Origin of the sequence: Brenneria sp. g21c3 (assembly GCF_040240345.1) — a bacterium.
Taxonomy (GTDB): Bacteria; Pseudomonadota; Gammaproteobacteria; order Enterobacterales; family Enterobacteriaceae; genus Brenneria.
The window spans coordinates 45,918-59,331 of record NZ_JBEIAB010000025.1 but is presented as its reverse complement, the minus strand read 5'-3'; the positions used below and the strand labels follow the sequence as shown (position 1 = coordinate 59,331).

Here is a 13,414-nt window from a genome sequence, read left to right as displayed (position 1 = left end):
TGGGGATAGCGGGGACGGCGGGGGCGCTGAAGCTGGAGGCGATAGCGGGAGACATTCTGAGCGGCAAGGCGTTGCCGATGCGGCCGGAGGCGGACGAACTGCGGGCATTTACCCGGGAACCGGGGACGGTTATCCGCGGGCAGCAGAAAGTGGCGCAGGAGAAACGGCTGGCCTACGCGCAGGAAAGGGCGGCGGCGGTGTGGGCGGCGCACGGCATTGCGCCGCTGGTACGCAATCCGCGGCAGGGCTGACGGCCTATTTTAGCGGGATTAGGGCTGTGCCGACGCGAAGAACGAATGTATAACGCCGTCGGCACGCCTTGCGTACGCCGCACCTGAACGACACTGAATACGCGTCTTCGCGCTATCAATTTAGTGGTCTCAACAGACAGGCCTTCACCGCCCTGTCATCCTGACGTCATTTATCCGTTATTTTTCCGTCATGAACGCATGTCATGTTACCTCGCGAATAAAAAAACGCTCGCAGCCCAAATTCCAGGAGACAAGCATGCTTAATCCGCTATTTCGTCAGGTACGTGTCATGAAAACAGTGGCATGCGCCACACTCGCATTGGCTTACAGCGCCAATGCGCTGGCCGTTACCGAGATCCCCTTCTGGCACTCGATGGAAGGGGCGTTAGGCGTCGAGGTCAATTCACTGGCGGACCGTTTTAACCAGTCCCACAGCGACGTGAAAATCGTCCCGATCTATAAAGGCAACTACGAACAGAATCTGGCCGCCGGCATCGCCGCCTATCGCGCCGGCAACGCGCCGGCGATCTTGCAGGTTTATGAAGTAGGCACCGCCACCATGATGGCCAGCAAAGCCATCAAACCGGTGTATGAAGTGTTTAAAGACGCCGGCATCCATTTTGATGAGTCGATTTTCGTCCCCACCGTCTCCGGTTATTACACCGACGCCAAAAGCGGTCAGCTATTATCCCAGCCCTTTAACAGCTCCACGCCGGTGCTGTACTACAACAAAGACGCGTTTAAAAAAGCCGGCTTAGACCCGGAGCAGCCGCCGAAAACCTGGCAGCAACTGGCCGAGTACACCGCCAAACTGCGCGCGGCGGGCCTGAAATGCGGTTATGCCAGCGGCTGGCAGGGCTGGATTCAGATTGAAAACTTCAGCGCCTGGCACGGCCTGCCGGTGGCCAGCAAAAACAACGGCTTCGACGGCAGCGACGCGGTGCTGGAATTCAACCAGCCGACACAGGTCAAACATATTCAGCGCTTGCAGGATATGAATAAGCAAGGGAGTTTCACCTATTTCGGGCGCAAGGATGAACCGACCGAGAAGTTCTACAACGGCGACTGCGCCATCACCACCGCCTCGTCCGGTTCGCTGGCGGATATCCGCCAGCACGCCAAATTCGACTACGGCGTAGGCATGATGCCGTATGACGCCGACGCGCAGGGCGCGCCGCAGAACGCCATTATCGGCGGGGCCAGCCTGTGGGTGCTGAACGGCAAAGACGCCGCCACCTATAAAGGCGTCGCTGAATTTATGCAGTTCCTGGCGCAGCCGGAAATCGCCGCCGAATGGCATCAGAAAACCGGTTATCTACCCATCACCCAGGCCGCGTATGAACTGACGCAAAAGCAGGGTTTCTACGAGAAGAATCCGGGCGCGGATATCGCCACACGCCAGATGCTGAACAAGCCGCCGCTGCCGTTCACCAAAGGGCTGCGCCTGGGCAATATGCCGCAGATCCGTACCGTGGTGGACGAAGAGCTGGAAAGCGTGTGGACGGGTAAGAAAACCCCGCAGCAGGCGCTGGACAGCGCCGTTGCGCGCGGCAACGCCCTGCTGCGTCGCTTCGAGCAGTCAACGAAATAACCCTGTCGGCAATGCGCCGTATCGGGCCGCAGGGAAGCGGCCCGTCCCCTGGCGCAAGTATTAATGAGTTCGCGCATGACATCATCCCGTCCCGTTTTTAACCGTAGCTGGTTGCCCTATGTGCTGGTGCTGCCTCAGCTACTGATTACCGCGATTTTTTTCCTCTGGCCGGCAGGTCAGGCGCTGTGGTATTCGGTGCAAAGTCTCGATCCGTTCGGGCTATCCAGCGAATTCGTCGGTATGGAAAATTTCAGACAACTGCTGGATAACCCCTACTATCTCGACTCCTTTTACACCACGCTGACCTTCAGTTTTCTGGTGGCGGGATTCGGCCTGCTGATCTCCCTGTTTCTGGCGGCGCTGGTGGACTATGTTATTCGCGCCAGCCGTCTGTATCAGACGCTGATTATTCTGCCCTACGCCGTCGCGCCGGCGGTGGCGGCGGTGCTGTGGATGTTTCTATTCAACCCCGGTCTGGGGCTGATCACCCACTTTCTCGGCCTGCTGGGGTACTCATGGAACCACGCGCAAAACAGCGGCCAGGCGATGTTTCTGGTGGTGCTGGCGTCGGTCTGGAAACAGATTAGCTATAACTTCCTGTTTTTTCTGGCGGCGTTGCAGTCCATCCCCCGCTCGCTGATCGAAGCGGCGGCGATTGACGGCGCCGGCCCGGTGCGCCGCTTCTTCAATTTGGTGCTGCCGCTGATCTCGCCGGTAAGCTTTTTCCTGCTGGTCATCAATCTGGTGTACGCGTTCTTCGATACCTTCCCCATCATCGACGCCGCCACCGCCGGCGGCCCGGTTCAGTCCACCACCACGCTTATCTACAAAATTTACCGCGAAGGCTTTGCCGGGCTGGATCTCTCCAGCTCCGCCGCCCAGTCGGTGGTGCTGATGCTGCTGGTTATCGGGTTGACGGTGATTCAGTTCCGCTTTGTCGAACGGAGGGTGAACTACCAATGATTGAGAACCGACGCGGACTGGATATCTTCAGCCACCTGATGCTGATTGTCGGCATCGCCGCGGTGCTGTTCCCGCTGTACGTCGGGTTCGTCGCCGCCACGCTGGACGATCAACAGGTATTTCAGGCGCCGATGACGCTGATCCCCGGCGCGCACCTGTGGGAAAATCTGCGCCATATCTGGCTGCACGGCGCCGGCAACAGCGTCACGCCCTTCTGGCTGATGCTGCTGAACAGCTTTGTGATGGCGCTGGCGATTACCGTAGGCAAAATCACGGTGTCGATATTGTCCGCCTACGCCATCGTCTATTTCCGCTTTCCGCTGCGCGGCCTGTTTTTCTGGATGATCTTCCTGACGCTGATGCTGCCGGTGGAGGTGCGTATCTTCCCCACGGTGGAGGTGATCGCCCGGCTGGAGATGATGGACAGCTACGCCGGGCTGACGCTGCCGCTGATGGCGTCTGCCACGGCGACGTTTCTGTTCCGGCAGTTTTTTATGACGCTGCCGCATGAGCTGCTGGAGGCGGCGCGCATCGACGGCGCCGGTCCGCTGCGCTTCTTTTTCGATATCGTGCTGCCGCTGTCGAAAACCAATCTGGCGGCGCTGTTCGTCATCACCTTTATCTACGGCTGGAACCAGTATCTGTGGCCGCTGCTGATTATCACCGATGCCAATCTCGGCACCGCGGTGGCCGGGATCAAAAGCATGATCGCCTCCGGCGACGGGGCGACGCAGTGGAATCAGGTGATGGCGGCGATGCTGCTGACCATGCTGCCGCCCCTGCTGGTGGTGCTGCTGATGCAGCGCTGGTTCGTGCGCGGTCTGGTCGACAGTGAAAAATAGCGGCGTTGCAAAACCCACGGGACGTTTTTTATGGCATGTTTAAAACTTCAGGCCGTCAGTAAATCCTACGACGGCAAAACCCAGGTGATCCGCCCCATCGATCTCGATGTCGCCGACGGCGAGTTTGTGGTGATGGTCGGGCCGTCCGGCTGCGGCAAATCCACCCTGCTGCGCATGGTCGCCGGGCTGGAACAAGCCACCGGCGGCGATATTTATATCGATAACCAACGGGTGACCGATCTGGAGCCCAAAGATCGCGGCATTGCGATGGTGTTCCAGAACTACGCGCTGTATCCCCATATGAGCGTATATGACAATATGGCCTACGGGCTGAAAATCCGCGGCTTCGGTAAAACGCAAATTCGCCAGCGGGTGGACGAAGCGGCGCGCATCCTTGAGCTGGCGCCGCTGCTGGCGCGCAAACCGCGCGAGTTATCGGGCGGGCAGCGTCAGCGGGTGGCGATGGGACGCGCCATCGTACGCGAGCCCGCGGTCTTTCTCTTTGACGAACCGCTGTCAAACCTGGACGCCAAACTGCGGGTACAGATGCGGCTGGAATTGCAGCAGTTGCATCGGCGCCTGAACACCACCAGCCTTTACGTCACGCACGATCAGGTAGAGGCGATGACGCTGGCGCAGCGCGTCATCGTGATGAATAAAGGCGTGGCCGAACAGATTGGCGCGCCGGCGGAGATTTATCGTCGCCCGGCATCGCTGTTTGTCGCCAGTTTTATCGGCTCGCCCGCCATGAACCTGTGGTCGGGCAGGATCAGCGCCGACGGCTGTCGCTTTGAGCTAGACGGCGATGCGGCTCTGCCGCTGACGACCGCCAAACCGCAATGGCGCGGACGCGAGTTGACGCTGGGGGTCAGGCCGGAGCATATTCAACTGGCGGCAAGCGAGGCCGGCGGCATTCCGCTGCGGGTTTCGACGCTGGAGCTGCTGGGCGCGGACAATCTGGCGCACGGACAATGGGGGACGCAAAAGGTGATCGTTCGTCTCTCCTACGAGCATTGCCCGGCGGCGGGCTCAACGCTCCGACTGCATCTGCCGGAGTCATCATGGCATTGGTTTGATTCGCAAAGCGGATTACGGGTGGAATAATGGTAACGCAATGGCCTTATCCGTCAATCGTCGCCCATCGCGGCGGCGGTTCTCTGGCGCCGGAAAATACGCTGGCGGCGATTGATGTCGGCGCCGGGTTTGGTCACAGGATGATCGAGTTCGACGCCAAACTGTCGCAGGACGGGCAGATCTTTTTACTGCATGACGACACACTGGAACGCACCAGCAACGGCTGGGGGATCGCCGGCGACCAGCCATGGGATAAACTGGTCACGCTGGACGCCGGCAGTTGGTACGGCGACAAATTTGCCGGCGAACGGCTGCCGCTGTTGGCGGAAGTCGCCAAGCGCTGTAAACAGTACGGCATGGCGGCCAATATTGAAATTAAACCCACCACGGGCCGCGAGCAGGAAACCGGACGTCTGGTCGCCCTGGCGGCGCGCCGGTTATGGCAGGATCACCCCATTGCGCCGTTGCTGTCTTCCTTTTCGCCGACGTCGCTGGAAGCGGCCCGCCAAGCGGCGCCCGAACTGCCGCGCGGCCTGCTGCTGGATGAATGGAATGACGACTGGCAATCGCTGGCGCAGCGCTTAGGGTGCGTTTCCCTCCACCTTAACCATCAGTTGCTGACGGCGGAGCGGGCGGCGTTATTGCAGGCCGCCGGGCTGAAAATCCTGGTTTATACCGTCAATCAGCCGGCGCGGGCGAAAACGCTGCTCGATTGGGGCGTTGACTGCATCTGTACCGACCGGATAGATTTAATCGGACCAGATTTTGCTGCCGGCTGAAATCTGTCTGCTGTTATATGGATCTCAAGGTGCCGGTTGATTAAGGAAGTGGTGCGATGCTCGCATTTATTGTTTCCCTCTGGCACCAGATTTCCCTCTCTTTACCGCTGTTTGTTTTGATCGCCCTCGGTTACGCGCTGATCCGTTATGGAAAATGGCCGACCACCGTTACCGATGGCATGAGCCGCTTTGTCTTTTCGGTGGCGCTGCCCGCCATGTTATTCCGCCTGATGAGCGATTTTTCCAAACGTCCTGTCGTCGACGCCCGGCTATTGATCGCTTTTTTCGGCAGTTGTCTGGTGGTCTTCATTCTGGGCCGCATTGTGTCGCGCAAAATTTTTCATCTGGATGGCGTTTCCGGATCCATTTTTGCGCTGAGCGGTATCTTTTCCAATACCGTCCTGCTCGGCCTGCCGCTCGCCACGCTGATGCTGGGGGAAGAAGCGATACCTTCCGTCGCGCTGGTGGTGGTGTTTAACGGGCTGATCCTCTGGACGCTGGTGACGGTCTCGGTGGAGTGGGCGCGCAACGGCGCGCCTTCGCTCCGGGGTTTTACCAAAACCGCGCTGGGCGTGCTGAAAAATCCGCTGATCATCGGCATTCTTTCCGGCACGGCGTTCAGCCTGACCGGCCTGACTCTGCCGTCTTACGTCGACCAGCCGCTGAGCATGCTGGGACAGATTGCCATGCCGCTATCGCTGATCGCGCTGGGAATGGGGCTGGCGGAATACCAGATCCGCGACGGCTGGCGAATCAGCAGCGCCATTTGCGCCATCAAACTGCTGGTGCAGCCGTTGGTGATCTGGGGCATCGCGGCGGCGATCGGTCTGCCGGAAATGGAAACGCGGGCGGTGGTGTTGCTGGGGTCGATGGCGGTCGGCGTGAACGTGTATCTGATGTCGCGTCAGTTCAACGTACTGGGCGGCCCGGTCGCCTCCAGTCTGCTGATGTCGACGGTGCTGGCCGCATTGACCACTCCGCTGATCCTGACCCTGATGGGCGTACGCTTATAGCGGCGCGAACAGGGACGTCAGCACGCCCGTTACTGCGGCAGCGCCTTTTGCTGCGCGCGTTGTTTTTCCTGCTGTAACTGCTGTTTTTGCTGTTGCTGTAGCTGGCTATTGCGCTGCTGTAATTGCTGGTTCAGCTGTTGCTTCTGCAATTGTTGATTTTGCTGCATACGTTGTTGCAACTGCTTCTGACTATTGATGCCGTTTTCATACTGCTGCTGTTGCGCCGATGGCGCCTTCACGGCGTCGGCCAGCGTGACCAGCGGCAGCGATAATAAGGCAAGCGATAATCCCGTCAGTTTGATTGCGTGTTTCATTCGGTCCTCCACGGCGCGGAATGCGCCAAACCGTCTATCTATTCGGCGCCGCCTGCATTCCCGCGAATGTCATCGCCGCCGTTAAGAAGTGTAATCGCTGTCAGCGGAAACGTCGTGCAGAGTTATCTGCATTGCGTCTCCGTCAGGCTTTGGGTCACCCGCCGGGAATGTTATATACTGCGGCGGAATTTTTCTTTGCGATTGAAGTTACCTCATGTTTCATATTGCGCTCTATGAGCCACAAATAGCCCCGAACACCGGCAATATTATCCGTCTGGCCGCCAATAACGGCTGCACGCTGCATCTGATTGAACCGCTGGGCTTTGATTTTGAAGAGAAGAAGCTGCGCCGGGCCGGGCTGGATTATCACGATCTCGCCAACGTCAACCGCCATAAAAATTATCAGGATTTTCTGGCCGCGGTCGCCGGACAACGGATTTTCGCCTGTACCACCAAAGGCAGCCGCCCTTACGATCGGCCGGACTATCAGCCTGGCGATGTGCTGCTGTTCGGTTCGGAAACCGCGGGTCTGCCGAATGAAATCCGCGACGGCTTTGCGCCGGATTTCCGCATCCGTATTCCCATGCAGCCGGAGTGCCGCAGCCTCAACCTGTCCAACGCCGTCGCCATCATCAGCTATGAAGCCTGGCGGCAGAACGGCTTTGGGGGACGAACCTGATATTGCCGCCGGCGGCTAAGGTTTTTTCCGCAGGGGATTAACCAGAAAAACGACTTCGCCCCGATAGTAGGGGGAGGCCGCCAGACGCTGCTGCCAGACGCTGTCCCACTTGCCGTGCTGCACCAGTCCCAGCCGAAAAGGGATCGTCAGCTTTTTCAACGCCGGCAGATAGTCGGCGTAGTTGGTCACCGTGGCGCGCCCCTGATAGGTTTGGATCACCAGTTCATCAATGCTGCCGCGCAGCCGGTTCAGCTCGGCTACGTCTCCGGTTTTTGACCAGTCGAGCAATCCGGTAATGCTGAGACGGCAGTCATCCGGCAGCCTGGCGCGCAATTGCTGTAAAAAAACCGCATACTCCGCCAGTTGACGGCTTTCGGCGTCAAAATCCAGCTGAATTCCCCTGACCCGATTACCGTGCCGACGCCAGCTCTCCTGTAGCTTCAGCATGCGTCTGAGGTGCTCATCAGACAACGACAGCGTCGTCAGCCGGTAAGACAGCCACAGATGGGGAACGCGCAGTTTGCTGGCGGGGATCCCCTGACGTAGGAAGACCACCCGCCCCTGACGACGGGCGATCTCGCCCTGATGCAAATAGAGCGTCTGGGCGTGATGCAGCGCCGGCTGCGGCTTAACCGCCGCCCATAGCCAGAAAGCCTGATATTGCGCGGCATTGACGCTCTCGGCCTGCGCCGCGCCGCTCCATAACGGCCAGGCCAGAAGTATTATCCGGGTTACCAGTAATATTTGAGCTTGTTTGCCCACAGGCTGCCTTTAAACTCGGTTTTCAACTGGGTGAACCAGGCCTTGCGCGTGGCTTTACTGATATCCTGTTCGCCGCAGTCGTTAAAACCGCTGGGCGCATAGCAGTACACCGCACGATAAAGCGCATAGCTTTTATCTTCCGGCGGCGCGGCAGGGTCGGCGATAACCCGCAGATAGCCATCCAACCGGTTATATTCCGGCCCCTTGAACTGCGTCGGCGCGTTGATTAACTCATCCAGCATATTGCTCTCTCCCCAGTCAAAGCCGACGATATCGCCGGTTCGCAGGAAGAATTCGCCGAGGCAGTTAATGGCCCGCGCGTCGTTCGGCCGCTGATTCAGCGTGCTCACCACGCTTTGCAGCGCCGGACACTGGTAGCCGGCTTCGGTATCGCCGCCGTCCCAGTCGAAAACGGCCAGACTATCGAGGCTCCAGTCCATGTTTTCCGCATTCTCCAACGGCGGAATGTCTTTTCTGCGCACGCTATCTTGCAGATAAGCGGCATAGTCCGCATGCGTCAGCGATTTGGTCAGCAGCGTATGCAGGGCAATGGCCCGTTCTTCGTGAGTCTGCTGCGGGCCCGTTTGCTGACGAAGCAGATCGGCGTCGGCGCTGACTTTCAATACCGCGGAACGAAAGCGCAGGTTTTTAACCGGGCTATCGGCGGTGAATATTTTTTCCGGATGACCGGCTTTCGCCAGCGTTTCAGCCAATGCCAGTTGCAGGTACTGTTGCTGGGTATAGCCGGTTTCCAGGCTTAACAGGCGACGCCAGTGCATTTCCGCCTCATCCCAGCGCGCCAGATGTTCAAGCGCCTGACCGCGCAACACTTGCAGACTAAAACGCGTGGTATCGGTCAGATCCCGCTCGTGCGTCGGCTCAACGCCATTCACCACCGCCGCATAATCTTTCTGCCGATAAAACTGCCAGGCGGTCTGTAGATAGTGAAATTCGTTTTGCATTCCCGCCCGCTCAAACAAGGCTTGCTGAGTCGCCAGCTCTTCGGCGGACAATGCCGGGAAACGCCCCCCGCCGTCGCGCGTCGCGCGCAGCCGTTTAAGATCCTGCACCAGCGCCAACAGCGGACTATCCGGCGCGGCGGTAAAGGTTTCCCGCTCCAGCAGCTTGTCGTCGATTTCATCGCTTAATGCCTGTAGATCGCCGGCATTGTCGGTTCGATCCAGCACCTGTTGATAAATTTTGGGTAACGCGTTCAGATCGCCGAGGATCCAATATGCCCGTCGATAAAGGCCCTGCGCGGACTCGGCGTAGAGGCCCCGCGGATACTGTTTCAGATAGTCGTCAATACGCTGAATGGCGGACGAGGCCCAGTTTTTGTCGGCTTTGGCGGCATCGAACATATTGTATTCGTCCAGCGCGGATTGCATCGCGGCGTTAATCGCCACACGAATCAGCATGTAGCCTGATGTTTCGGCGACCCACGCTTGCCCGGCCTGCGTCAGCGCCTGAAAACCATTGTTCGCCAGCCTGAATTCCCCCTGATAAAAAGCCTGCGTATCGATCAGATAGCGCTTGAGCTCGCCGGCATGTCCTTCATCCGGCAGGCGGTCAAGCTCGCTCGATAACGAAGACGGCGAGTAATCCGGGGACAGAATAATTAAACGCGCCAGCGCAAGCGATGTGCGCTGAACATCGGTTAGCGTCTGGTCGGCCAGCAGCACATCAAAAAAATCCTCGACCGTCGAGAGGTCGTTGGAGATTTGCCGTCCTTCGCCATCGTTAGCAGTCAGCGTCGCGAATTTTTCCTGTACCGCCGGCGATAACTGCAAGCGCCGGGCTTTCTCCAAGAGCGTGCCGGCTACGGCTTGCGTCGAGCCATCGTCCGTCGACGGCTCCGGCCCCTCCGTCGCCGCCAGCCCCATGACGCGATAGGCGGTAAACGGATCGATGCGCGAGCGCGTCTGGTCGGGAAGCGGCTGCGGCACAGGCAGGGCAATGTGTTTGCGACTGCTCTGGAGCAGCATCAAATTGGTTCGGGTATCGTTATCAGGCAAAAGGTAAGGAAAGGCCGGCATTCCGCATTCAGCATCGGAAAAACCACAAATACCGTCGGTGGAACTGAAAGCGTGGCAGCTAAAGAAGGTGGTCAGCAGACCCGCCAGCAAAGTTAATCCTTTCATGTACATATTCCTGTAGGCATGAATTTCTAAGCCGTATTGATGTCGCCGATTGGCTATGGTTTCACTATCACCCTGAATATCACTCTGTTCCAACGCCAATACATGGGATCAGAAAGATGCAGCGGGGGCCGCTATGCCGCCCCCGGAGAGGATAAAGCCGAAAAGAATGACGTTAATGTCGTTTATCTTTGATGTAATGGTAACCAGATAACCAGGCGTAATCCACCCAGCGGGCTATCTTCCGCTTTCACCCAGCCTTTATGCTGCGAAATCGCCGTTTCCACGATGGCCAGCCCTAACCCGGTGCCGCCCGATGCCCGATCGCGGGCTTCATCCGTACGGTAAAACGGCCGGAAAATTTGCTCCCGGTCTTCCGGGCTAACGCCAGGGCCGTCATCATCCACTTTGATGGTAATGCCCTGATTATCAACGGAGAAAGCGACTTCAATGTGATGGTGGGAATAGCGCAGCGCGTTGCGGACGATATTTTCCAGCGCGCTATCAAGCGCGGAGGGGTTGCCATATAGCGTCCAAGGCCCCGGCGGATAAGGCACTTCCAGCGTTTTACCCATTTGCTCGGCTTCAAAACGAGCGTCATCCAATACGTCGTTCCACAGTTCATCGGCACGGATAAATTCACGGGTAAGCTCATTCTTATGCTGGGTGCGCGACAGAACCAACAGGTCGTTGATCATGCTGTCCAGCCGCTGCGTTTCAGTCTCAATGCGGTTTAGCTCATTGCCTTCGCCCTGACGCCTGCGCAGCAATGCGGTCGCCAGTTGCAGGCGGGTGAGCGGGGTTCGCAGCTCGTGGGAAATATCGGATAACAGCCGCTGTTGCGCCGTGACCATCCGCTCCAACGCGCTGACCATCTGGTTAAAACTGACCCCGGTCGCCAGAAACTCCTGCGGTCCGGCTTCCAGCTCAGGATGTTGACGCAGGCTGCCTCGCGCCACTTCGTCCGCCGCGTTTTTCAGCTTACGGGCCGGTTTAGCCAAACTCCAGGCCAGCCATAACAACAGCGGCGAACTGATCAACATCGTGAAGACCAACAGCAATAAAGGTCTATCAAACAGCAGGTTAATAAAATCCGACTGCAAACTGCTGGCCGGACGGATCAGGTAAAGCTGGTAATTATCTTCACCATCGCGGATAGAAAACGGCCCCAGCAATTCAACACGGCCGTATTTTTTCTTTTGCGGGTGGTCGGCATTATCGGACAGGCCGATAAAATTACGCACAATTTGCGTTTCATTTTTCTGCGCGCCGAGCACCCGCCCTTCGCTGGTCACCAACAGAAGACGCTGCCCCGGCGGCGCCCATTTTTCAATCACCCAGAATAACCGCAACCACCAGCGTAAATCATTGGCCGGGGTCGCCGCCAGATCGGCCTCAATATGTTGCTCCAGCATAATCCCTTGCCGCTGCTCGCTTTCCAGCAGCGCCGTCAACTGGCGGGAATCCAGCTTGGGCACCATCAGTACCAGCATGAGAACCAGCGCCAGCGTCAGCCAGAAAATCGCGAAAATACGCGCGGTCAAGCTATTGATCATGCAGCGGACACCATCAGGTAACCTCGCCCGCGCAGCGTTTTAAACCACGGCAAACCGTCTTTTCGCTCGGGTAATTTACGACGCAGGTTAGAGATATGCATATCAATGGCGCGGTCAAAAGGCGTCAGCCGTTTTCCCAGCACTTCCTGGCTCAGGTGCTCGCGCGACACAACCTGGCCCAGCCGCTGCGCCAGCAGATACAGCAGCGTAAATTCGGTGCCGGTCAGATCCAGCACGGTTTCATCGAAACTGGCCTCCTGCCGGCCGGGATTAAGCCGCAATCCGTCGACTTCCAGCGTCGGCGCGCCGTTATCACCGGACTGTTGCTGATCCGTCCAATTCGATCGCCGCAAAATGGCTCGAATGCGCGCCACCAGTTCACGGTCGTTAAACGGCTTCGGCAAATAATCATCCGCGCCCAATTCCAGACCGAGAACGCGATCCAGTTCGCTGCCGCGCGCCGTTAACATGATCACCGGGGTCTGATGCTGCTGGCGCAATTCCTTCAACGTATCAATGCCGTTTTTCTTCGGCATCATGACATCCAACAATAGCAGGTCAACGCTGCCGTCCAATATGCTTAACGCTTGTTCGCCATCGTAGGCGACAACGACGTTAAATCCTTCCATTTCGAGCAATTCTTTCAATAAAGACGTTAGCTCTCTATCGTCATCAACCAACAGGATCTTGTTCATGGTTTTTCTACCTCCAAGGGCAAAATACGTCATAGATTACCGCTATTCCATGACTTTACGTAGTTTTACATCCTCTGACGCATGTTTGCAGCAAGACGATTAGACTCATCTCCATTGATTCACAAAACAGCACACCAGACCAGGGAGTCATTGATGCCGCAAGTCACAACGTTATCTCTTGCTTCACTGCTGATGCTGGGTTCTTTCACTGCATTTGCAGCAGGGATTGAAGGTGTGTCTGTAAGTGGATGGCATCACAACGACTCTGCCACGAAACCCTTTTCCGGTCAGCATGGGATGTTCGACGGTGTGAAGTTAAGCGAGCAACAACGGCAGCAAATGCGCGATTTAATGTATCAGGGCCGTCAGGATGCGCCAGAGTTTAATGCTGAAGATGTTGAAGCCATGCATAAGTTGATTATCGCGAACCAGTTTGACGAAGCGGCCGTCCGCACGCAGATAACCAAGATGATGCAAGTGCAGATTGAGCGGCAGGTTCAAATGAGCCGGGTACGCAACCAGATGTATAACCTGCTGACGACTGAGCAGAAAAACATTTTGGCGCAAAAACATCAGCAGCGCATGAAAGAGATGCAGCAACAGATGTCAATGTTTAATCAGATGTCTGCGCCTAGCCGGACATCGCCGGGTAACCCTGAGTAGTGTGAGTAGTCCGAGTAATACCCTGTAGTAGATACACCCTGTTTTCCTTGCCATAGACACCATCCCTGTCTTTTGCCCTCCATGATGGAGGGCT

General features: G+C 57.5%; 14 protein-coding genes. 9 read left to right on the top strand and 5 right to left on the bottom strand.

Going from position 1 to position 13,414, the window contains the following annotated elements; all coding sequences use genetic code 11:
* The 7 genes from ABRZ28_RS22595 to ABRZ28_RS22565 all read left to right on the top strand — a co-directional run.
* Window positions 1-251, top strand: a 251-nt coding sequence (locus ABRZ28_RS22595) for a T6SS phospholipase effector Tle1-like catalytic domain-containing protein (protein ID WP_330521621.1), incomplete at its 5' end; no start/stop codon positions are given.
* Window positions 252-540: 289 nt separating this feature from the next.
* On the top strand, window positions 541-1,842 hold the full coding sequence (ugpB, locus tag ABRZ28_RS22590) for a sn-glycerol-3-phosphate ABC transporter substrate-binding protein UgpB (protein ID WP_330521620.1): 1,302 nt from the start codon (window positions 541-543) through the stop codon (window positions 1,840-1,842).
* Window positions 1,843-1,917: 75 nt separating this feature from the next.
* Window positions 1,918-2,805: a sn-glycerol-3-phosphate ABC transporter permease UgpA gene (gene ugpA / locus ABRZ28_RS22585; RefSeq protein ID WP_319606464.1), complete on the top strand. Its 888-nt coding sequence runs from the start codon at window positions 1,918-1,920 to the stop codon at window positions 2,803-2,805.
* A complete protein-coding gene (gene ugpE, locus ABRZ28_RS22580) occupies window positions 2,802-3,647 on the top strand; it encodes a sn-glycerol-3-phosphate ABC transporter permease UgpE (RefSeq protein WP_330521619.1) in 846 nt (281 codons plus the stop codon). Before ugpA ends, ugpE begins: the two co-directional genes overlap by 4 nt.
* Before the next feature lie 30 nt (window positions 3,648-3,677).
* Window positions 3,678-4,751 carry a sn-glycerol-3-phosphate import ATP-binding protein UgpC gene (locus ABRZ28_RS22575; RefSeq protein ID WP_330521618.1) on the top strand — a complete coding sequence of 358 codons (1,074 nt, stop codon included), beginning with the start codon at window positions 3,678-3,680 and terminating at the stop codon, window positions 4,749-4,751.
* Window positions 4,751-5,500 (top strand): glycerophosphodiester phosphodiesterase, encoded by a 750-nt coding sequence (gene ugpQ / locus ABRZ28_RS22570; RefSeq protein WP_319606461.1) that lies wholly within the window; start codon window positions 4,751-4,753, stop codon window positions 5,498-5,500. The genes ABRZ28_RS22575 and ugpQ overlap by 1 nt, the downstream gene beginning before the upstream one ends.
* A gap of 56 nt (window positions 5,501-5,556) precedes the next feature.
* Window positions 5,557-6,513 (top strand): AEC family transporter, encoded by a 957-nt coding sequence (locus ABRZ28_RS22565; RefSeq protein ID WP_330521616.1) that lies wholly within the window; start codon window positions 5,557-5,559, stop codon window positions 6,511-6,513.
* A gap of 29 nt (window positions 6,514-6,542) precedes the next feature.
* On the opposite strand, the gene ABRZ28_RS22560 is transcribed toward ABRZ28_RS22565, so the two are convergent.
* Complete coding sequence (locus ABRZ28_RS22560; protein WP_319606459.1) at window positions 6,543-6,827, bottom strand: hypothetical protein; 285 nt, start codon at window positions 6,825-6,827, stop codon at window positions 6,543-6,545.
* Between the two features lie 214 nt (window positions 6,828-7,041).
* Here ABRZ28_RS22560 and ABRZ28_RS22555 point away from each other — a divergent pair, with 214 nt between their 5' ends.
* Window positions 7,042-7,506, top strand: coding sequence for a tRNA (cytidine(34)-2'-O)-methyltransferase (locus ABRZ28_RS22555; protein WP_319606458.1), 465 nt, complete (start codon window positions 7,042-7,044; stop codon window positions 7,504-7,506).
* 15 nt (window positions 7,507-7,521) lie between these two features.
* Here ABRZ28_RS22555 and ABRZ28_RS22550 read toward each other — a convergent pair whose 3' ends face one another.
* The 4 genes from ABRZ28_RS22550 to cpxR form a co-directional block, all read right to left on the bottom strand.
* The gene (locus tag ABRZ28_RS22550) at window positions 7,522-8,268 is read right to left on the bottom strand and encodes a DUF3142 domain-containing protein (RefSeq protein WP_319606457.1); all 747 of its coding nucleotides are present in this window, start codon (window positions 8,266-8,268) and stop codon (window positions 7,522-7,524) included.
* Window positions 8,238-10,409 (bottom strand): PA5441 family protein, encoded by a 2,172-nt coding sequence (locus ABRZ28_RS22545; RefSeq protein ID WP_330521615.1) that lies wholly within the window; start codon window positions 10,407-10,409, stop codon window positions 8,238-8,240. Before ABRZ28_RS22545 ends, ABRZ28_RS22550 begins: the two co-directional genes overlap by 31 nt.
* Window positions 10,410-10,591: 182 nt before the next feature.
* Complete coding sequence (gene cpxA / locus ABRZ28_RS22540) at window positions 10,592-11,962, bottom strand: envelope stress sensor histidine kinase CpxA (protein WP_319606455.1); 1,371 nt, start codon at window positions 11,960-11,962, stop codon at window positions 10,592-10,594.
* Window positions 11,959-12,657 (bottom strand): envelope stress response regulator transcription factor CpxR, encoded by a 699-nt coding sequence (gene cpxR, locus ABRZ28_RS22535; RefSeq protein WP_319606454.1) that lies wholly within the window; start codon window positions 12,655-12,657, stop codon window positions 11,959-11,961. The genes cpxA and cpxR overlap by 4 nt, the downstream gene beginning before the upstream one ends.
* Window positions 12,658-12,810: 153 nt before the next feature.
* Between cpxR and cpxP the strand changes: the two genes are divergently transcribed.
* Window positions 12,811-13,320: a cell-envelope stress modulator CpxP gene (cpxP, locus tag ABRZ28_RS22530; RefSeq protein ID WP_319606453.1), complete on the top strand. Its 510-nt coding sequence runs from the start codon at window positions 12,811-12,813 to the stop codon at window positions 13,318-13,320.
* The last annotated feature ends 94 nt before the right edge of the window (window positions 13,321-13,414 follow it).

What these genes read in the sequence shown, in the direction of transcription:
- ugpB (WP_330521620.1), top strand. Translation starts at nt 541, where the DNA reads ATGAAAACAGTGGCATGCGCCACACTCGCATTGGCTTACAGCGCCAAT.
- ugpA (WP_319606464.1), top strand. Translation starts at nt 1,918, where the DNA reads ATGACATCATCCCGTCCCGTTTTTAACCGTAGCTGGTTGCCCTATGTG.
- ugpE (WP_330521619.1), top strand. Translation starts at nt 2,802, where the DNA reads ATGATTGAGAACCGACGCGGACTGGATATCTTCAGCCACCTGATGCTG.
- ABRZ28_RS22575 (WP_330521618.1), top strand. Translation starts at nt 3,678, where the DNA reads ATGGCATGTTTAAAACTTCAGGCCGTCAGTAAATCCTACGACGGCAAA.
- ugpQ (WP_319606461.1), top strand. Translation starts at nt 4,751, where the DNA reads ATGGTAACGCAATGGCCTTATCCGTCAATCGTCGCCCATCGCGGCGGC.
- ABRZ28_RS22565 (WP_330521616.1), top strand. Translation starts at nt 5,557, where the DNA reads ATGCTCGCATTTATTGTTTCCCTCTGGCACCAGATTTCCCTCTCTTTA.
- ABRZ28_RS22560 (WP_319606459.1), bottom strand. Translation starts at nt 6,827, where the DNA reads ATGAAACACGCAATCAAACTGACGGGATTATCGCTTGCCTTATTATCG.
- ABRZ28_RS22555 (WP_319606458.1), top strand. Translation starts at nt 7,042, where the DNA reads ATGTTTCATATTGCGCTCTATGAGCCACAAATAGCCCCGAACACCGGC.
- ABRZ28_RS22545 (WP_330521615.1), bottom strand. Translation starts at nt 10,409, where the DNA reads ATGAAAGGATTAACTTTGCTGGCGGGTCTGCTGACCACCTTCTTTAGC.
- cpxA (WP_319606455.1), bottom strand. Translation starts at nt 11,962, where the DNA reads ATGATCAATAGCTTGACCGCGCGTATTTTCGCGATTTTCTGGCTGACG.
- cpxR (WP_319606454.1), bottom strand. Translation starts at nt 12,657, where the DNA reads ATGAACAAGATCCTGTTGGTTGATGACGATAGAGAGCTAACGTCTTTA.
- cpxP (WP_319606453.1), top strand. Translation starts at nt 12,811, where the DNA reads ATGCCGCAAGTCACAACGTTATCTCTTGCTTCACTGCTGATGCTGGGT.